General features: G+C 44.6%; 12 protein-coding genes. 6 read left to right on the top strand and 6 right to left on the bottom strand.

Annotation, left to right across the window (positions count from 1 at the left end; all coding sequences use genetic code 11):
- Window positions 1-168: 168 nt before the first annotated feature.
- Complete coding sequence (locus tag AC04NP_RS12955; RefSeq protein ID WP_482860183.1) at window positions 169-3,036, top strand: S8 family serine peptidase; 2,868 nt, start codon at window positions 169-171, stop codon at window positions 3,034-3,036.
- Window positions 3,037-3,080: 44 nt separating this feature from the next.
- On the opposite strand, the gene eutC is transcribed toward AC04NP_RS12955, so the two are convergent.
- The 3 genes from eutC to AC04NP_RS12940 are packed head-to-tail and all read right to left on the bottom strand — an operon-like array spanning window position 3,081 to window position 7,284.
- Complete coding sequence (gene eutC / locus AC04NP_RS12950; RefSeq protein WP_482860182.1) at window positions 3,081-3,821, bottom strand: ethanolamine ammonia-lyase subunit EutC; 741 nt, start codon at window positions 3,819-3,821, stop codon at window positions 3,081-3,083.
- A gap of 1 nt (window position 3,822) precedes the next feature.
- A complete protein-coding gene (locus AC04NP_RS12945; RefSeq protein ID WP_482860181.1) occupies window positions 3,823-5,208 on the bottom strand; it encodes an ethanolamine ammonia-lyase subunit EutB in 1,386 nt (461 codons plus the stop codon).
- 33 nt (window positions 5,209-5,241) lie between these two features.
- Window positions 5,242-7,284 (bottom strand): prolyl oligopeptidase family serine peptidase, encoded by a 2,043-nt coding sequence (locus AC04NP_RS12940; protein WP_482860180.1) that lies wholly within the window; start codon window positions 7,282-7,284, stop codon window positions 5,242-5,244.
- A gap of 202 nt (window positions 7,285-7,486) precedes the next feature.
- Between AC04NP_RS12940 and AC04NP_RS12935 the strand changes: the two genes are divergently transcribed.
- The 4 genes from AC04NP_RS12935 to AC04NP_RS12920 all read left to right on the top strand — a co-directional run bounded on the left by AC04NP_RS12935 (window position 7,487) and on the right by AC04NP_RS12920 (window position 14,418).
- On the top strand, window positions 7,487-8,092 hold the full coding sequence (locus tag AC04NP_RS12935) for an RNA polymerase sigma-70 factor (RefSeq protein ID WP_482860179.1): 606 nt from the start codon (window positions 7,487-7,489) through the stop codon (window positions 8,090-8,092).
- Between the two features lie 100 nt (window positions 8,093-8,192).
- Window positions 8,193-9,227, top strand: a complete 1,035-nt coding sequence (locus tag AC04NP_RS12930; RefSeq protein ID WP_482860178.1) for a FecR family protein — start codon at window positions 8,193-8,195, stop codon at window positions 9,225-9,227.
- 198 nt (window positions 9,228-9,425) lie between these two features.
- Window positions 9,426-12,845 carry a SusC/RagA family TonB-linked outer membrane protein gene (locus tag AC04NP_RS12925; RefSeq protein WP_482860177.1) on the top strand — a complete coding sequence of 1,140 codons (3,420 nt, stop codon included), beginning with the start codon at window positions 9,426-9,428 and terminating at the stop codon, window positions 12,843-12,845.
- 46 nt (window positions 12,846-12,891) lie between these two features.
- Complete coding sequence (locus AC04NP_RS12920; RefSeq protein ID WP_482860176.1) at window positions 12,892-14,418, top strand: RagB/SusD family nutrient uptake outer membrane protein; 1,527 nt, start codon at window positions 12,892-12,894, stop codon at window positions 14,416-14,418.
- A gap of 234 nt (window positions 14,419-14,652) precedes the next feature.
- Here AC04NP_RS12920 and AC04NP_RS12915 read toward each other — a convergent pair whose 3' ends face one another.
- A complete protein-coding gene (locus AC04NP_RS12915) occupies window positions 14,653-15,321 on the bottom strand; it encodes a YceI family protein (protein WP_482860175.1) in 669 nt (222 codons plus the stop codon).
- A 347-nt stretch (window positions 15,322-15,668) separates the two neighbouring features.
- Between AC04NP_RS12915 and AC04NP_RS12910 the strand changes: the two genes are divergently transcribed.
- Window positions 15,669-17,153 carry an SLC13 family permease gene (locus tag AC04NP_RS12910; protein ID WP_482860174.1) on the top strand — a complete coding sequence of 495 codons (1,485 nt, stop codon included), beginning with the start codon at window positions 15,669-15,671 and terminating at the stop codon, window positions 17,151-17,153.
- A 52-nt stretch (window positions 17,154-17,205) separates the two neighbouring features.
- Here AC04NP_RS12910 and AC04NP_RS12905 read toward each other — a convergent pair whose 3' ends face one another.
- Both AC04NP_RS12905 and AC04NP_RS12900 read right to left on the bottom strand, forming a co-directional pair.
- On the bottom strand, window positions 17,206-17,847 hold the full coding sequence (locus AC04NP_RS12905; protein ID WP_482860173.1) for a 3'-5' exonuclease: 642 nt from the start codon (window positions 17,845-17,847) through the stop codon (window positions 17,206-17,208).
- 41 nt (window positions 17,848-17,888) lie between these two features.
- Window positions 17,889-19,808 carry a DUF294 nucleotidyltransferase-like domain-containing protein gene (locus AC04NP_RS12900; RefSeq protein ID WP_482860172.1) on the bottom strand — a complete coding sequence of 640 codons (1,920 nt, stop codon included), beginning with the start codon at window positions 19,806-19,808 and terminating at the stop codon, window positions 17,889-17,891.
- Window position 19,809: the final 1 nt, after the last annotated feature.

The raw sequence follows: 19,809 nt of genomic DNA, 5'->3' as shown, positions 1-19,809 counted from the left end.
TAATATTTTATCGTTAAAGTATTTTCTACATTATAAATATTCTGTGAGCAATCGATTACAAAAAACTTTTAATTTAAATTATTCGAATTTTACTAAATATAATTTTGTCATAAAAAGTTGAAATTTTATTGCTAACTTTATCGCTAACGGTACCAAAACATAAACACGTTGAAAAACCTGGCATTTGTCCTGTTAATCCTGCTGGCAGACGTCACTGACAACTATGGCCAGCCTGCTACTTCGGTCAATGACTGGCATCAATTTATTGACCGAACGGTCTCCATGGAATATGCTGCTTCCAGGTTATTGAATTTATCACCCGGCCACTATGTTGTCAAGCTCAACAAACACATAAAAATCAGTGATGTAACGACAAATAGTGTTCAAATACTCAGAAAATTATCTTCCGACTTTCTGGTCATAGAAATCTTACCGGCAAACGATAAAAAACACCTCCCTGTTCTTTTTCAACAGGCATGGCACGCCAATAACCTTTGGAAGCTCTCCCCTGATTTGTTATCCAAGGTGGAGCAAGGCATGGATGAAAGGGCCTCATACATTGTAAGGATGAAGCCAGGCTTTAACCATCGGCTATTACCGGCATTTATTCAAAATCTTATTGAAAAAACAGGTAAAAATGGGTATTTAACGCTAAAAACAGATATCAGGACCATTATTAAAGCTATCATGGTGACTGACGAGATAATGTACATTGGTTTCGAATCAAACCGGCCGGTAGAAGAAAGTCCCGTTTTAGACCTGAATTTAAATCCTAACGCTATCAATAAAATCCATCACGAATTTCCCTTATTGAATGGAAACGGTATGACGATCTCTATCAAGGAACTAGCATACAATGAAACGGATATCGATCTGAATAACCGGCATGTACCATCTTCTTTGCGTGCTGTGGAAATCAGTAATCATGCTACTGAGATGGCTACGATTGCAGCAGGAGCGGGAAATTCATTCATTACAGGCAAAGGTGTGGCATGGTCATCAAATATTACCTCCTCTGATTTCTCAGAACAACTGCCAGATGATGACAAGGACTATAAGGACCTGAACATATCAGTACAAAACCATTCATACGGTACTGTAATTGAAAATTTTTACGGATCGAAAGCAGCGGCTTTTGACATAAGTGCCCATCGAAACCCATGGTTGCTCCACATATTTTCATCTGGTAATCAGGGCTTGGAAACGGCATCAGGGGGAGTCTATCAGCATCTTACAGGTTATGCGAATCTCACTGGGAATTTTAAAATGGCAAAAAATATACTTACTGTCGGAGCGGTGGATACATTGGGGCGAGTCATGCCTTTTTCGTCGAGAGGGCCAGCATACGACGGAAGGGTTAAACCTGAATTGGTCGCTTATAGTACCGTCGGGTCATCCAATTCTGCGGCCTTGGTATCCGGGTTATCTATCTTACTCCAGCAAAAATATCTGGAAATGGCACAAAACCTCCCACCTTCCGCCTTGCTAAAAGCCCTGCTGATTAACAGTGCCAGGGATGTCGGAGATAAAGGAATTGATTATGCTACAGGCTATGGGAATGTGGATGCCTACCATACATTGAAAAATTTAATGGAAAAACGGTTCATTTCAGGAGAGGTAAGCCATGGTGAAAAGCGATCATTTAATCTGACCGTACCTGAATATATTGAAAATCTGAAAGTAACGATAGTCTGGACCGATCCGGCAGCCCTGCCCAATGCTAACAGGGCCCTCGTCAACGACCTCGATATGACATTAAAAGGTAATCATGAGGTCTGGTTTCCCTGGATACTGAACCCGGCCCCGGACCTTTTCAGTTTATCGCAGCCAGCAACCAGGGGTGAAGATCACCTTAATAACATCGAGCAAATCAGCCTGCAAAATCCAAAGGCCGGAAATTATATGATTGAAGTTAATGGATTTGATGTCCCGGCCGGATCGCAATCATTTTACATTGCCTATCAATTTGAACAGAAGGATCAATTTACCTGGTTATTTCCCACTGCCAGTGATAACATGCCCTACAATGGAGAGACCGGTAGCTATTTCAGGTGGCATAGTACACTCGATCAACCGGTCGGTAAACTGGAATACAGCCTGGACCATGGAAAAAACTGGGAAACATTGGCGGCCCATGTCAACCTGGAAAAAGGGTTTTATCGATGGGAACCAGGTCAGCGATCCGGACTGGCAAGGGTAAGAATGATGGTGGAAGGAGTTAATTACGAATCGGATGCTTTTACCCTGGGCAGTGCTCCAAAAGTATCCATTGGCTTTAACTGCGAAGATTCCGTATTGATTCAATGGGGCGGAGAGAAACAAGCCATGAAATATGAGCTTTTCACAATGGAAGAAGGCCAGGCATTTTTAACTCCTCGACTGGTTACCTCAGATACCGCTTTGATTCTGAAAAAAAGTGATTATGCTGCCACAAAATTGGCCGTTCAACCTGTTATCTCCCATCAATTAAGAAATCTAAGGAGTAGTGCTTTTGACTATGAATCACTGGGAAGCGGATGTTATTTGCGTTCCTTTTTCACAGAAACCCTGCCGGATGAAGGAATCAGGCTTTTTGTGGATGTTGGCACCGCTTATGGGATAGATGAGATGGTTTTCGAACGGAAAGAAAACGGAAGCTTCATAGGATTGGAAAGTATCCAACCAAAATCGGTATTTACCGAGTACCTCGATAGCCAGCCAAAACAAGGATTAAATACCCACAGGGTCAAAATAAAGCTGATCAATGGTGAAACCGTAACTACCCATGCCATCCATTCTTATTTTCTCACCGATATGCCTTTTTTGGTCTTTCCTAATCCTGTCGTCAAACCCGCTGTTATGCGTATCTTTTCCAAGGACTTTGAAGGTCAGGAAGTAATATTCAGATTAATTAACAGCTCCGGTCAATTGGTTTTGCGCAAAAAAATGACTACTGAAATCGAGTCGGTTCAAACGACAGGCTTATCCCCGGGCTTGTATTTTTATTCATTTGAAGTCAATGGTGTGATTTACAAAGACAAAATTGTTATTAACTGAAAGATGACACTGAGCCTCGATGAATGTACAGCTTCTGCCAACGATTACTCAGACAGCAAATCCGTGTCTTCTTTTAAATAAACTCCTGATAACTTTAATCTCAGCGATTGTTCAATGAGGAACATTAACTTCCGCGCGGCGATTTTTGTACTTAAACCCTGCGCCCGTATATTAGAAATACAATTCCTGCTTTCATCGGTTTTGCCGGTTTGGGGATGGTAAGTCATATAGATTCCCATACTATGTGGAGAACTTAATCCCGGTCGCTCACCAATACATATAAATATGAGTCGAGCACCCAATTGTGCTCCGATCTCATCTGCGATGGCCACCCTTCCCTGTTCGACCAGGCAAATAGGAGAAAAGCTCATTTGTTTACTTTTTAACAGCGGAATCATTTCATGGATAAAAGGAATAAACTGTGCGTCTATGGCCGCTGCCGATAAGCCGTCGGTAACCACTATTCCGATATCTGATCCTGCGCGTTTATCCTGACTTAAGATGGTTTTGGACTGATTGTTTAACCGCCTTCCCAAATCCGGTCTTTTTAAGTATTCTGCCCTATCCCGTGCCTGACTGTTTAGTTTGATAAAGGGGAGATTCATTGTGTTGAGCTGGTTTTCAAGGCTAAATATATTCAACGCAGACGCCACAGCATCCCTCGCCCTGGCGTGATCGAGCTGGAATTTCAACAATGGCCGGGTAGGCAGGCTGCCACCCGCCCGGCCCAGGGCAATGCGGGCTTCTGTATATTTGCTTAGTATGTACCAGGGATCAGAAGTCATTTCACTCCAGGTTATATGATAATAATATATTGTTTTTCAGATAATTATGATTTGTAATTTCAAGTTTTTGATTAAATATATTCATCGCTTTTAACCAGGCTTCGAATTCAGGTGCCGGCCGATGACCGGTAATTTGTCTCACGTACAACGCATCGTGATAGGAAGTGCTTTGATAATTCAACATGATATCATCTGCCCCGGGCACCCCCATGATGTAGTTACATCCACTTAAGGCCAACAATGACAACAGGTTATCCATGTCGTCCTGATCCGCATTGGCGTGATTGGTGTAACAAACATCGCAACCCATAGGAAGCCCCATCAGTTTACCACAAAAATGATCTTCCAATCCGGCACGGATGATTTGTTTACCGTTGTATAAATATTCCGGACCGATAAACCCTACCACTGTATTCACCAACAAAGGCTTAAATTTCCTGGCCACCGCATGAGCCCGGGCCTCACAGGTTTGCTGATCAATGCCAAAATGAGCATCGGCCGACAGGGCACTCCCCTGTCCTGTTTCAAAATACATCACATTTTGTCCTACGGTACCTCTGTTCAGGCTAAGACCTGCTTCATAGGCCTCGGTCAGCAGGTTTAAGTCAATGCCAAAGCTTTTATTGGTAGCTTCCGTACCACCGATGGACTGGAATATCAAATCTACCGGTATCTGCCGGTTAATGACATCCAGCATAGTGGTAATGTGACTTAAAACACAGGATTGTGTGGGTATATTGAACTTATTCCTTATGTCTTCCATAAGGTTTAGCAGGGCAATAACATTTTTAGTATTGTCAGATACCGGGTTAATCCCGATCACTGCGTCACCAATACCATAAAACAACCCATCGATGATGGCGGCTGCCACCCCTTTGAGGTCATCGGTGGGATGGTTAGGTTGCAGGCGTGTGGAAAAATGTCCTTTCAAGCCCAGGGTATTTCTGAATTTTGTCACCACTTCACATTTTCCTGCCACCAAAATCAAATCCTGGTTACTCATAATTTTGCTGACTGCCGCTACCATCTCCGGCGTCAATCCAGGCGAAAGCGCTGCCAGTTTTTTCCCATCGGTATCGTAGGCCAGCAACCATTCCCTGAATTCGCCAACGGTTAAGTGCGCCACGGGTTGAAAAGCCGATGCATCCCATTCATCCATGATTAACCTTGTTACCTCATCCTTTTCGTAGGGAATTAACATTTCCTTCAGAAAATAATTCAGTGGCAGATCCGCCAGCACCAGTTTTGCGGCCACTCTTTCAATAGCCGATTTCGCCGCCAAACCTGCCAGTTCGTCCCCTGACCTCGCCGGTGTGGCCCTGGCCATCAGCGTTTTCAGATCCTTGAAGGCGTATACACGGTGCTCTATGGTGGTTTTGAAATTCATTACAATTACATCAATGTATCATCGCTACCCCACTTACCCACCTTTCCTGTACTTCCTAAACCACGCCAGCACATGATCCACCTTGGTAATCAACTGGCTGGGCCTGGCCGCTATATGATGAAAAGCACCCGGAATCTCCACCAATGCCGTTTCTATTTTTCTGATTTTGAGGGCATGATATAATTGTTTGGCTTCGGAAACCGGCGTTCTCAAATCAGCCGAACCGACCATCACCAGGGTAGGTGTCTGAATATTACCCACCAGCGAAACCGGCGAAAACTTCATGTAGGTTTCCATGTTCTCCCAGGGCCAACCTTCATAGCGGTAATGGGAATAATAAAAATAATTATCTGCCACGAGGGTTTTACTGATCCAGTTCATCACCGGTTTAACAACCGCCGATGCCCGGAACCGGTTATTTTTTCCTATGATCCACGCAGTCATAATCCCGCCGGCACTTCCACCGGTAACAAACAGGCTATCACGATGTATATACCCCTGTTTCAGCAATGCATCCACACCATCCATCACATCATCGTAATCATTGCCCGGATAATTGCGATACAGCAAGTTGCCAAAAGCTTCGCCATAGCCGGTACTTCCCCTGGGGTTGGGATAAAAAACCACGTAGCCATCGGCGGCGTACAGTTGCATTTCGGCTGAAAACCTGTCTCCATAATTAGCTATTGGCCCTCCATGGTTTTCTACCAGAAGGGGATACTGTTTTTGCGGGTCAAAATCAGGAGGCTTCATGATCCATCCCTGTATGTCTCGCTGGTCGACAGAAGAATTATACCAGATCTCCTCAACCCTGGCGAGGTTGCGGTAAGGTAAAATCTCATTGTTAAGGTCAGTCACCATCTTAATCTGACCGGCGGGTTTGGTGAGATAAGCCAGCGCTGCCGGATGATAGGGCGTGGTATAGGTATAAATGATTTCATCCTGCCGAGAGAGCGAAAATGAACCACCTCCATAAGGCCGACCGATGCTGGCGCCACCCAGGTTATCCGCTACTTTTCTTACCTTCCCTCCCAGCGATACATATCCGATTTTGGTATTACCACGGTCATCATACTGAAAATACAACCCGGCTCCCGTATTGCTCCAGAATATATCGCTCACGCTGCGATCCAGCTCCGTTTCCAACTCCCTTTTGGCAGATCCGTCCAAATTCATGATGTAAAGTCTTGTAAGTTGATAGGTTTGTACTTTATCATCATATCCTAACCAGGCTATCTTTCGACCATCAGGCGAAATCACCGCATCGAAATCCGGCCCGTTTCTATCTGTAAGCTGGGTGATCTGTCCATTTTCAACACCTACCCTGTAAATTTCGGAGTTTTTAAACTCATACTCCCAGTTTTCATTTCTGTTAGAGGTGAAAACCAGGTTTTTCCCGTCTTTGGTCCATTCCGGGTTTCCCTCCTGGTGAAAATCCCCCGACGTGATTTGCCTTGGCGAACCACCATCGGCAGGAATTACAAACAGGTGCCGGAAGCCAGGATCGATGTAGCCAGTTCCATCTGCTTCGTGCTTCAACCGGGTGGTCACCCTGGGCTTATCTGCCCATTTTGCTCCTTTCGGTGCATCCGGTGGAGTGACCAGAACAGGTGGTTTTTCAGGGACGGTCATACAAAAAGCAATCCTTTGGCCGTCAGGTGACCAACGGAGCCCTGATGGTGACTTTTCCAGTTGTGTCAACCGGGCGGTTTTGCCCGAACTTACCCAGTAAACATAGATTTCAGCGCCATTATCCGTGACACTGACAAAGGCAATTCTGTCACCGTCAGGTGACCACCTCGGGGAAGTTTCCCCCGACTCCCGGCTGGTCAGTTTCCTGTGGTTGCTTCCATCTGCATCAACCATCCAAAGTCGGGCTGCCTTACGATCTTTCATGATATCCATGCTATTTCTCACATAAACCACCCTGTCACCATCCGGTGAGATTTGTGGATCGGAGGCATATTCCAGGGCAAAAATATCGAGACGGCTAAAATTCTTTTTGTCCTCTTGCCCGTAACTGTTTCCGGCAATGAATACCAGCCAAAATAAAAAATGTAAAAACCGTATAGCCATGATGTTCCGGATTGATTTTATTGTATTTGAAGATAAATGATTCCTTCCAAATCATGGCAATTTTTAGCAGAAATCTTTGCGATGGTGTGGCTGCCGGTTTTCAAATTCGCTTTATAAAAAATTAATGTATCCTTAATCTCGATTTTTTTCTCTGCTAGCCATTAGTCCTTAATTTCGATGATCATCATTTGTCATATTTATTATGGATAATAAAAGTGCCATAAATGATCAGAGGCTATTAGACGCCATCAGGCATGGCAACAAAGAAGCACTGGCCGGCTTGTTTGACAGGTATTACCACAGACTCTGTGATTTTGCATTGCTGTATGTCAAAAGTGCCGACCTGGCACAGGAAGTGGTTTCGAATGTATTTTTTAATCTTTGGATGAAAAGAAATGACCTGTCTGTTTGTAAAAATCCGAAGTCCTATCTTTTTATCTGTACAAGAAACCAATGCATAAATTTTTTAAAAAAAGAAAGGTTATCATTGACAGAACCTTTATCAGACCAGGAAAATATCCGCTGGGAAAATCAAACCGAGTCAGCCATTTATTACAAAGAGTTATTGGGCACGGTTAACCATCTGATCGACAAGATGCCGGACCAGATGCAAATCGTTTTCAAGCTCCATAAATTTGAAAACCTTAAGTACAAAGAAATCGCCTTAATACTTTCCATTTCCCCAAACACGGTTCAGAATCACATGGTAAAAGCCAACAGATTCATCACAAAAAGGCTTTTGGAAGTAAACCAGCAAAACCTGCTTATATTTATCCTGACGACCACTTTCTTTAACTTTTTGTTTTAGTCATTCCGGTATTTCAGGCAGGCACACAAATTTTTTCAGGTTCATAAGTAGTAGATTTTGTGCTGTTTTTTTGTCTATCTTCTGAAACAGAAGATAAAAAATGGACCAGGAGCAAATTTGGCTATTAACCACCAAATACCTTTCAAAAGAAGCCACTGAGGAGGAAATAGATCAATTGATGAAAATAATGGAAGAGGATGAAAGTGCGGCTTCGCTGTTTCATCAGATGAGTTTGATTTGGGATCAGCATAAAAAATGGCCCAGTGTTCACTCATTTAACGCTGAAATGGATAAACAACGGCTGTTTGAAAGGATAAAAATGGCAGAAAAAAGTGAATCTCCTTCCACCGGCCGTCAGGTGACTTTTACAAACTTTCATCTTAAGCGGTTGGCAGCCGCCATCATTTTTATAGTGGTATGTGCCGGCATTTTATTTTGGTCACAGCGGCAGGAGCCTGAGGAGGTAGGTATCGTCTGGGAATTACATGAAAACCCCAGGGGCAGACGCACAGTACAGACGCTTTCAGATGGCACCGTTGTTCACTTAAACGCTGCCAGCCGTATTAAATATGCCAAATCGTTTGAGGGCGACACACGGGAAGTGTTTCTGGATGGAGAAGCCTATTTTGAAGTGGCCAAAAATCCCGAAAAGCCTTTCCTGGTACATACGCGGCAGATTTCCACTAAGGTGCTGGGAACTTCCTTCAACATCAGGGCATTTCAGCATGAATCGGATATCGAAGTGTCTTTGCTCGAAGGAAAGGTGGAGGTCACCGGACCAGGTCAATCTTCCATGGCTCCCGGTCACTTCCTCAGTCCTGCGGAACAATATATTTTTCACAAGCATAACAGTACTTTCAATATTCATCATGATGTAGATCTTACCACAGTCATTGCCTGGAAAGAAAACCGCCTGATCATAGATAACGAATCCCTGGAACAGGTGGCAAGTAAACTCGAAACGTGGTTTGGCGTGACCATTGAAATTGAAAACACAGCCATCAAAGATTGTGTGTTAAGCGCCAGTTTCGAGAACGAAGCCCTGGATACAGCTTTAAAAGTATTAAAACATGCGTTGGATATCACCTACAAATATGAGGAAGGTAAAATCATGCTGAACGGAGAAGGATGTTGAAGAGAATGATATTGAATTATGTTAAATCAAAATCCTGTGCCCATGAATTAGAATCCGGTACCATATTATAAAAAGAAGTGCCTGACAGGCACTTCAAAAATTGGTTTTAAGCGTCTTCGTGCCTCTATGCGTCACCATAGTTGGCCCGGATTAAAACCTGTTTAAAAAAGTATTGAAACTGTTTAAACGCTCAAATTTATGAAAAAAAGATCTATTAATCTTTTGATTAAGATGTCAAGAAATCTTCTACTCGGAATTTTACTTCAAACCTTGTTGGTATCACTGGTGTTTAGCTCAGATTTTGCTAATGCACAAAAGCTAAAATCGGTTTACCTGAGCATCGATGCCGGGGACATTTCATTGCAGGAGTCCTTCCGGCTTATAGAGGAAAAAACTGAATTCAGGTTTTCCTTTAACCCCAAAAAAATTCCTGTAAAAAGAAAAGTAAACATTGACACGCCAAAAGAAAGCCTGGAGGGTATGCTTTTGAAACTTTCAAAGGCGTTAAAAATCAAATTTATAAGAATAAACCACCAGATTGTAGTAAGTAAAACCGAAAAGGGGCAAAAACCGGTTCAGGAAATCAGCAGGCCCGTTGATCAGCATGTCGAAGGAAAAGTAGCAGACTCGGAGACCGGAGAACCCATACCCGGGGCCAATGTATTGATCAAGGGTACGAATGTGGGCACAGTAACGGATTTAGCGGGTGGCTTTTCCCTTGAAGTGGCCAATCGTGATGCTGTCCTGATTATAAGTTATGTGGGATTTGTATCGGCCGAGCTTACTGTGGGTGCTCAAACATTCATTGAGGTAAACCTGGTACCCGATCTGGATCAATTGGAAGAAATAGTGGTGGTGGGATATGGCAATACAAAAAAGAAAGATTTGACAGGGGCTGTGGAGGAAGTTGAAGCGGTAAGGGACATTACCAGCAGACCTATCAACAGCACTCAGCAGATATTGCAGGGTAATGTAGCAGGTGTAACCGTTGTGAATGACGGCGGTGACCCGACCCAGGCACCCATTGTCCGGGTGCGGGGTATTGGCACGCTTTCTAATGAAGAGCCACTGTACGTTGTCGATGGTGTCCCGGGTGCCCCGTTGCCTAACCCGGTGGATATCGCGTCCATATCCGTACTCAAAGATGCTTCAGCGGCTGCTATTTACGGCGTCAGGGCCGCGGCCGGTGTGATATTGGTCGAGACCAAGCAAGGGGAATCCGGAAAACCCAAAGTAGCCATTAACAGCTATTATGGATTTCAGGAAGCCTGGAAAACCCTTGACCCGCTCAATGCCAGGGAATATGCGGATGTCATGAACCTGGCATTCGACAATGCCGGATTTGCGGCTGATGACCCTCGCCGGGATTATATCGATGAGACCAAAAACCCTTACGGATTCGTCACCCGTACCGATTGGATGGATGAAATATTCCGGAAAGCCACCATGCAGAACTATGATTTGTCAGTAAGTGGGGGAAGTGATCATGGCGTCTTCCTGGCCTCGCTGGGTTACAGGGAGATAGAAGGTACTTTGGTTAATACGGAAGCCGAAAGATATTCTTTAAGGCTCAACAGTTCTTTTACACTTAATGACAAAATAACGGTTGGAGAAAACTTTTCTTTGTTTTTCACAGATGGAAACTATGGTGTAGAGACAAACTCCGCCTACACCGGGGCTATCATCTCGGCCGTATACTATCCTCCCAGCGCGGTGGTGTGGGAAGACGAAGCCGGTAACCTGTATGGTGGGGTGACCCCCCGTGATAACTTGGCTTATGCCGGGTCTTATGGTGATTTAATCAATCCTGTAGCTTATCTTAATCGGTTGGATAACCGGCGCCCTACTACCACCTTATCTGGTAACATCTTTGCCGACTACGAGATGATCGAGGGCCTGAAATACCGGTTAAACGTTGGGTTGACAAGAGCAAACACCACTGCCAAACGCTTCATCTCCAAAGTCACAGAACCAGGTAAGATATTCAATTTTAATGAGTTAACCCAATCCAATGAAATAACCAATTCATATGTGGTAGAAAATACGCTGAGCTTTGAAAGATTCATCAGTGACCATCATTACATCAATATTCTTGGCGGGTATATGGTACAGGAAAACAGGGTTGAGTTTTTTAGAATGACCGCGAGGGGTTTTGAGGATGAACACCCGGACAGAAGATTCTTTCCCAATGCCAGCGGTCCTTATGACGAACCTGAAGGTGGCAGAACCGAAAATCGGTTGATTTCATTATTAGGAAGGATTAATTATGCATACAAAGATAAATACCTTTTGACAGGAACGGTACGCAGAGATGGCACTTCTAAATTAACCAGAGATAACCGACACGGTGTTTTCCCTTCCATTTCGGCAGCTTGGAAAATCTCCAATGAGCCTTTTTTAGGGAATACTGACTTCATCGACGATCTTAAGCTAAGAGCTAGCTGGGGAGAAATCGGTAACCTGGGCGTTTTGGGAGATTATGCTACTTCGGTGAACCTGACCCGCACCCGGGCTTTGTTAGGGGATCCTGCATCCTATGAATATTATGGTTTTGCTATCAACGGAATAGCCAACCCTGACTTACGTTGGGAAACTACCACACAAACAGACATCGGTATCGATGCCAGTTTCCTGGATGACAAGGTGAGGATCAGTGCTGACTATTTTATTAAAGAAACCGACGACATGCTTCTTAGAATTCCAATAAGTGGCTCCGCTGGCGTGGGAAATGCCCCTTTTGAAAATGTGGGGTCTGTCAAAAACACAGGTTTTGAACTTACGTTAGGTTATCATCAGCATAAGGCAGATTTCCGCTATGATATATCAGCCAATATATCCTCTATTAAAAACGAGGTGACAAGCCTTGGAAACAATCAAGATTACATTCAGCATAACAACGCCGTAAGAGGCATATTAAATCCCCTGAGAACGGAAGTGGGCCATGCACTTTATTCTTTTTACGTGTTTGAAACCGATGGTATTTTTCAAAGCACCGAAGAAGTGAATGCCCACCAGGGACCGGACGGCGATTTGATCCAACCCCTGGCGCAGGCCGGCGATTTGAGGTTTGTCGATCAAAATGGTGATGGCAGGCTCAATGAGGATGACCGGGTGTTCAAAGGAGATGCTTTTCCCGATTTTACATACGCAGTAAACGCCCGCTTTGAATATAAGGGTTTTGATTTGACGCTTTTCTTTCAGGGGGTAGAAAATGTGAAGGTTTTTAACGGTTTAAAATTCAGCACCCTGAAACCCACTCAGGGATATAACATGCTGTCGGACATTCAGGATGCCTGGTCCCCGGCCAATCCGGGATCTGCTATCCCCGGAATCTCATTGAACGATGATAACAATAACTTTGGGACCGTATCGGATTGGTATCTTGAAGATGCTTCTTATCTAAGGCTGAAAAATCTCACTTTAGGTTATTCACTGCCGATGCCACTGATGGATAATGCCGGCATCGGCCATCTTAGAATTTATCTTACTGCTACCAACCTGTTTACAATTACTGAATATACAGGGCTGGATCCGGAAGTAATCGTAGGCAACGGCATAGATGTTGGAAGATACCCGCAATCCCGCAGTTTCATAGCCGGAATCAATCTTCAGTTTTAAGAGATAAATTCATATCTCACTATCCATGTATTAAAACACATATGCAATGAAAAAAATAATAACCATCCTGCTCAGCCTGATAATAATGGCATTTTGTGGCTGTGAAGAAGACTTTTTAGAATTGACCCCCTACGGTGAACCATCATCTGCCAGTTTCTGGAAAACCGAGGCAGATGTCTTGGCAGCAGTCAATTCCATGTACGAACCACTAACCTGGGATGATATGTATGGCAGGGGGTTCTTTTGGTACATCAACGCCAGCGACGATATGGTCACCGGCAGGGTAAAATCAGATCCGGACAGAATAAAAAATTTCATTTGTACCGGCAATGAAGGGTACACCCGGAATATCTGGGCTAACAAATTTAAAATTATCAAAAGGGCCAATGATATTATCATCAATGTTCCTGAGATGGAGAACATCAGCCAGGTCTTGAAAGACCAGGCCATGGGCGAAGCTTATTTCTTTTCCGGTCTCATGTACCTGGACCTTGCGTACCGGTACGGTGATTCCAGGGCGGGTATTCCAATCATTGACAGGGAAAAACCGCTGGAGTTTAATCTGCCCCGGGCGGCCAATGTTATGGAAAACTATGAATACATCGTTGGTGAATTTGAAAAGGCCGCTCAGTTGCTTCCGGTATTCTCCGGCTATGAGGCGGCAGATCGAGGAAGGGCCCATAAAAGCGCTGCCAATGCCTTTATGGCCAAAACGTATCTGTATTGGGCCCAATTCGATCCTTCCAAATATGCCAGGGCTGTGGAAGCTGCGGACAGGGTCATCGAATCGGGTGAACATGGGCTGATCGATACAAGTAATCCTGCTGAAGATTTCAGGGCTGTTTTTTCGGCTGCCAATAACTGGAGCCGTGAGTATATCTGGTCGGTAGTATCCAATACCGAAACCGGCAGCATTTTGCCCGGTGTTATGTTTGAAAACAAAGGATGGGGCAAATATAACGGCTGGGGGTATTATCAACCGACAAAGGAATTGTTCGATGAATATTCCGAAGAGGACGCAAGAAGGGATGTGACCATTTTCCGGGAAGGCACTGTATTCAGGTACATGGGTGAAGATTTCACATGGTATCAGTCCTCGAACAATGTAACAGGCTATATGTTTGGGAAATATACCGAACCTTTTGAGGATGCGGCAAGGCTGAACCCAAACGGGGATAAACCAACCTGTGACCTGAATGTGCCATTGATGCGTTATGCCGAAGTATTGCTCATTAAGGCGGAAGCACTTATTGCTGATGGTAAAAACGGCGATGCACCATTAAATGAGGTAAGGACACGGGCGGGGCTCAATCCACTGACAGGTGCTACCATGAAGGATTTGAAACATGAACGAAGGTGTGAGCTGGCAGGTGAATGGAGTGACAGGCATTTTGATTTGGTAAGGTGGGGAGACGCCAACGATGTTTACGCACAACCCCTTCACAGCCATGATAACAGTGAAGCATGGCCGGCCCGGCCCCGGTTCGACCCTGCGGTTCATCATGTATGGCCGCTACCGCCCCATGAAATTGAGGCCAGTAATGGGGTATTGATGCAAAATGCCGGGTGGTAGTGTCTGAAAAAAAAGATAAAAGTGCCAGCGTCTGTGGTTTGGCTGTTGCACAACTTAACAAGGTACCTGTATTTTTATTTTATCGGTGAAAAGCGCTGTATTTCTTCGTGTCTTGGTGCCTTTGTGGTGCCCCTTTTTTAACCACAAAGGCACCAAGACACGAAGAGACACTAAGAACTTTGCTGAAAACATTGTACAACAACCACGGACGCTGGCGCTATTTGGGTTAAAATCCTAGCTACTGCTGCTGCTTGCCAGTAATTCTATGTTCAGTTGCACCTCATCGGAGATGACCATTTCCTGAACCGGATGGTCAAAAGCAACATCGTAATTCTTACGGTTGAATTTTAACGTACCAGTGAGTTTAACCTTATCCCCTTCCCTGGTAATGGAAAGGTTTTCAACTGTTTCCTCCCCTGTTTTTCCTCTTACCGTCAAAGTTCCTTTGGCAGTATTGCCACTGATCTCGTTGATGGTAAAAGATGCTGTAGGATTATCGGTAACGGCAAAAAAGTCATCTGAAGACAGGTGCCCAACGAGTTTTTCCTTGGTTTTTCCTTCTTCGGGGTTGAAATTGTCGTCAGTAGGCACCATAGAGGTCATGTCTACGACAAAATTTCCACCGGTAACTTCACCGTCACTTACTGTGACAGTACCTTCGGAAAATTTTAAGGTGCCCTCATGAGCATACACCCCTAACATTTCCCCTTTCCAGGCCACCAAGCTCTGAGCCAGATCAATCGGGGCATTGGCAATATTAATTTTCTCTTCCGCAGGCGCAGCAGCTTCCTCCGCAGCTTCGGTAGTGGCAGTGTCTGATTTCGTACCTGTGTTACATGCCGTAAACATTAAAGCCAGGCTTAAAAAAGACAGGGCCTTTAAAAAAGAACTTAAATTTTTCATGGTAACTGATTAATTAGTTTATAAATAGAATTAAATGATATTCATGATTTTATAACCGGGACATTGCTGATTATCTTGTTGGCAAATATAGATGTTTAAACATGTATTCCTGTTAGTTGTCAGAAATATTTAATCGTTTATTACTTGCTTCTGGTCGTATTCATACGCTTGTAACAACAAAAGTACTGAATTATTTTAGTACTTAAAGCTGTCATCTTCTTATTAATCACTTCAAATTAACTATTTTTTTTTCAATCTAAAAGATTTTAGCCACTATTGATATTTTGAGAATTAAATAAGTAAGCATAGATTAGCCTGTTTAAACAGGCAACCTTTATCCTACTATCATGAAAATCAGCAGCAAACAAATCGGACTTATTTCCGGGCCACTGGCCTTCGCAATCACTCTCTGGCTCTTCCATCCCGAAGGATTGAGCTATGAAGCAAGGGCCATACTGGCGTCCACCCTGTGGGTGGCTATCTGGTGGATCACCGAGGCCATTCCTATTGCGGTAACCTCTCTGTTGCCTATTATACTTTTTCCGTTAACCGGTGGGTTGGATGTAAAAAGCACCGCCGCATCATTCGGGCATAAATATATTTTTCTTTACGCGGGCGGTTTTATCATCGCCATAGCCATTGAAAAATGGAACTTACATAAACGGATTGCCCTTAACATCATCAATGCCATTGGTACCGATATCTCTTACATTATTCTGGGTTTTATGGTCGCCACAGCATTTTTATCCATGTGGATTTCCAATACAGCTACCTCTGTGATGATGCTGCCTATCGGTATGGCCATTATTTCCCAATTGGACAACAACCAGCACACCCCCAAGGATGACCGTTCACTTTTTGGCAAAGCCCTGATGCTGTCCATCGCCTACAGCGCATCCATTGGTGGAATAGCCACATTAGTAGGTACACCTCCCAACCTGGTGCTGGCCGGAGTGGTTTCTGAAATATATGGGGTGGAGATCACCTTTTCCATGTGGATGACTTTTGGCCTTCCAATTTCCCTGCTGCTGTTGTTTATCTGCTGGCAGTACCTGGTCAGATTTGCTTTTCAACTGCGCCACAAAAAATTTCCCGGCGGACGACAAGAGATCAGGCAACAACTGGTCTCTCTGGGCAGCATTACCTTTGAGGAAAAACTGGTTTTGACCGTTTTTGGTTTTACAGCTACAGCCTGGATAAGCCGTTCTTTTTTGTTAAGTAAAATTATTAAAGGTATCGATGATACCATCATTGCCATCTGTGGGGCAATTATCTTGTTTTTATTGCCCTCCCGCGTTAGGAAGGAAGGGATTCTCACCTGGGACGAGGCGGTGAAGCTGCCGTGGGGAATTCTGCTGCTTTTCGGTAGCGGACTGGCCCTGGCAGAAGGATTTAAGACAAGCGGGCTGGCCGTATGGATTGCCAGTCAAATGACCTTGTTGCAAGGCATTACTATCCTGTTGGTTTTGTTGATTTTAATTGCTGCTGTCAACTTTCTAACCGAAATCACCTCCAACCTCGCCACCACCTCCATGCTGCTTCCTATTTTGGCACCGATGGCTTTGTCCATGAATGTGCACCCATACACCCTGATGGTAGCTGCCACTGTGGCCGCCTCCTGCGCCTTCATGCTTCCGGTGGCCACGCCGCCCAATGCGGTGGTGTTTGGTTCGGGATATTTGAGAATCCCGGATATGGTAAAGGTTGGTATCTGGATGAATGTCTTATCGATTCTACTTGTTACCGCGATTGTATATACCCTGCTGCCCCTTTTCTGGGGATTTGATCTGAAAGAATATCCTGCAGTGTTTAAAGAGGTGACCGGTCAGTGAATTAAACCGGCAAAAGCTGACAATAAAACCCTGCTCCAAGGTCTGCACCTTGCTAAAACCCAGGTTTTTTGAGTAGTTCATTCAGTGAACCTATTTTTCTTGTCTTACATTGGCTTAATAGCTTAAGTAACAACTGCCCTGTCATAAAGGCATCTCCTGCTGCCGTATGTCTGTCATTTAAGGGTATCCGGTATCTGTCACAAAGTGCATCCAGCGTGTAGTCTTCCGGTTTATAAATGTAGCCGTCATTAAAATGTTCTAACCGCAGGGCAAGGCTGGCAGTATCCAACATTTTATTCTTGATTTTTGAACTGGGAAAGCTGTTTTGCAGGGTTTTCTCAAGAATTTTTTTGTCAAAATCCATATGATGGCCTACCAATACCGAATCTTTAATAAAATCAAGGATGTCACGTAATGCAGGACCGGGAGCCATGCCTCTTTCGACATGGGATTTTAAAATACCATGGATTCGGGCTGTTTCACTGACCACCACATGCGGATGGCGAAAAACAATTTCCAGGCTATCGGCCAGGTTCAGGGTCATACCGGTTGCCGCTATTCCGCCAAAAGACAAAAGTTGTGCCCTGGTCAGGTTCAGGCCGGTAGTTTCCGTATCTATAACCACAAATCGCAACGCCTCCAAAGCAGTATTTCCAGGTATTTTCCGGCTAAAGCGTTTTTCATACTTTTCCAAAAAAAGCGGCTTTTTATTCTTTTTAGTCAGAAAATCAAACATCAGGATGGAAAGTAATCAAGCTGAAACCTTACCTCCATCAATTGCTGCAATTCCTTGATGGGTACAAAAGCATTTCTTAGCATTTGCTTTTCTATTTTGTTGAGTGAAGCGATTGGCAAAAACCGGCCTGAGTCGTTATTCATGAGCCCAAACCGGGTTCTAAGCCCCATCAGCCATTCATAGGCCATGCCGGCTTCCTCAAAAAGCTTCCCTTTTTGCGGTTCCAGATGCATCAATTTTTTGAACCGTTCCGCAGTGTGATGCACAGCCAGTTGCCGATGGCTCAGTATCAACACCCTGGCCGCATCCGCAAGGGGCATCATGGCTCTCTTTTTCAGGTCAAATTCATCTTTGTGCTCACCCCCCCTTTCTACTATGAAATTTTTGAAAAAAGTAAGCGGGGGTGGGTTGCCCAGGGCATTTTTTGCCAGGTGGTTGATGAAGGTGCCACCCTGGCCAATGGCTTCTATCAGAAAATCCCGGAGGGCTGCCTCCAAGGCCATGTCTCCATAAACGGCCCGAAAATCGAAAAATATGGTGCTGTTCATCAATGCCTGTGGTTCCGGAACTTTAATCCAATGCCCGAATTTTTTCTTCCATTCACTAAGGGAAAGACAATAATCCGGATTACTGGCCATAATGTCTGCCGGGCACTTTTCAAAACCACATTGCATCAAAATGTCGTTGGCACAACGGCCGATATGCAAAAAATACGTTTTGGCCTTGGCTATTGCCTGTTGTTCATCAGGTGGATCTTCATATAAAATTGCGTTGTCTATGTCAGTGCGCAGCAATTGCTCTTCACGTCCCTCGCTCCCCAGGGAAAGCCAGCAAAACCCCAGTTTCGGGTCTTCGAACTGCTGGCCCGCGGTACGAAGGGCGAGGGTGATAGCCTTTTTTATCAGCGCGTCATTCACAATAGTAAGCACACGAGCGATAAAAGTAATGCCTGCCCCCTGATCCAGGTAGGCTTCCAGCAATTTTTCCGCTTTGTCGCGGAGGTAAGACAGTTGGGCAATGTCATGGGTCTTCGCAATCTTCTTAACAATGATGGCGGGGTGATTTCCCTGCTCCAGCAACATGTCCTTGCCAGAAAAAATACCAATAGCCTTGCTCTCTGCAGAACCATCTTCCGTAACGCAAAGATGGTGGATGTTTTGGGTCATCATGGTGATCATCATCTCAATAAATGACGCCCCCTTTCTGACGGTCACCACAGGATGGTTCATGATGCTTTCAACCGGGATATTTACATCAAAAGCACCTGTCGCTATTTTTTTTCTTAAATCAGTATCGGTAATAATGCCTACCGGATAGCCTGAATCGTTTGTAATCACCATGGAGCCAATGTCATGCCTGCTCATAAGTTGTGCTACCGTTTTGACAGCGTCAGTTTTTTGGCAGGCAATGAGCGGTGTAGTTGCAGGAATTGCTCCCAGCATCTCAGGGCCGGATTTCCACTGGTATTTATCCCGGATATTCAATAGTTGCTCCTCATCCCTTAACACTGCCTGACCACCTGCGAGACCGGCAGCAAAATAGAGGGCTACCTCGGGATTGTTTTCAAAAACCGGTCTGAAAGCGTCGACCGGAATCAGGTAAAGCAAAGTTTCCGCCATCGTAATGGCAGTAAGCACATATGGTTTCCGGCTTAACATAGACCGCACACCGAAAAGGTCACCCTCATCGCAGATGTCAACCATATCACCGTTATGGGAAAGCTTTACCGAACCTTCCCTCACGAGGTAGATGAACTCACCGGGTGGATCCCGCTCATTAAAAATCAGTTGGTCGGGCTCGACATATTTGATCTTTATCAGGGCAGCAATTTCCAGCAACCTGCCATCATCCACCAGGGAAAAGGGAGGGTTTTTCCTGATAAAATCAAATACCCGGTGAACAATGGTATTGGCCGGCATA

The sequence above is a fragment of the Agaribacillus sp. DX54 genome, from assembly GCF_056858335.1.
Note: the sequence above shows the minus strand (reverse complement) of the source record. Positions and strands in the feature narration are given on the sequence as shown.

Coding starts and splice junctions, on each gene's coding strand:
- AC04NP_RS12930 (WP_482860178.1), top strand. CDS start 8,193: ATGGACCAGGAGCAAATTTGGCTATTAACCACCAAATACCTTTCAAAA.
- AC04NP_RS12910 (WP_482860174.1), top strand. CDS start 15,669: ATGAAAATCAGCAGCAAACAAATCGGACTTATTTCCGGGCCACTGGCC.
- AC04NP_RS12900 (WP_482860172.1), bottom strand. CDS start 19,808: ATGCCGGCCAATACCATTGTTCACCGGGTATTTGATTTTATCAGGAAA.
- AC04NP_RS12935 (WP_482860179.1), top strand. CDS start 7,487: ATGGATAATAAAAGTGCCATAAATGATCAGAGGCTATTAGACGCCATC.
- AC04NP_RS12925 (WP_482860177.1), top strand. CDS start 9,426: ATGAAAAAAAGATCTATTAATCTTTTGATTAAGATGTCAAGAAATCTT.
- eutC (WP_482860182.1), bottom strand. CDS start 3,821: ATGACTTCTGATCCCTGGTACATACTAAGCAAATATACAGAAGCCCGC.
- AC04NP_RS12920 (WP_482860176.1), top strand. CDS start 12,892: ATGAAAAAAATAATAACCATCCTGCTCAGCCTGATAATAATGGCATTT.
- AC04NP_RS12940 (WP_482860180.1), bottom strand. CDS start 7,284: ATGGCTATACGGTTTTTACATTTTTTATTTTGGCTGGTATTCATTGCC.
- AC04NP_RS12945 (WP_482860181.1), bottom strand. CDS start 5,208: ATGAATTTCAAAACCACCATAGAGCACCGTGTATACGCCTTCAAGGAT.
- AC04NP_RS12915 (WP_482860175.1), bottom strand. CDS start 15,321: ATGAAAAATTTAAGTTCTTTTTTAAAGGCCCTGTCTTTTTTAAGCCTG.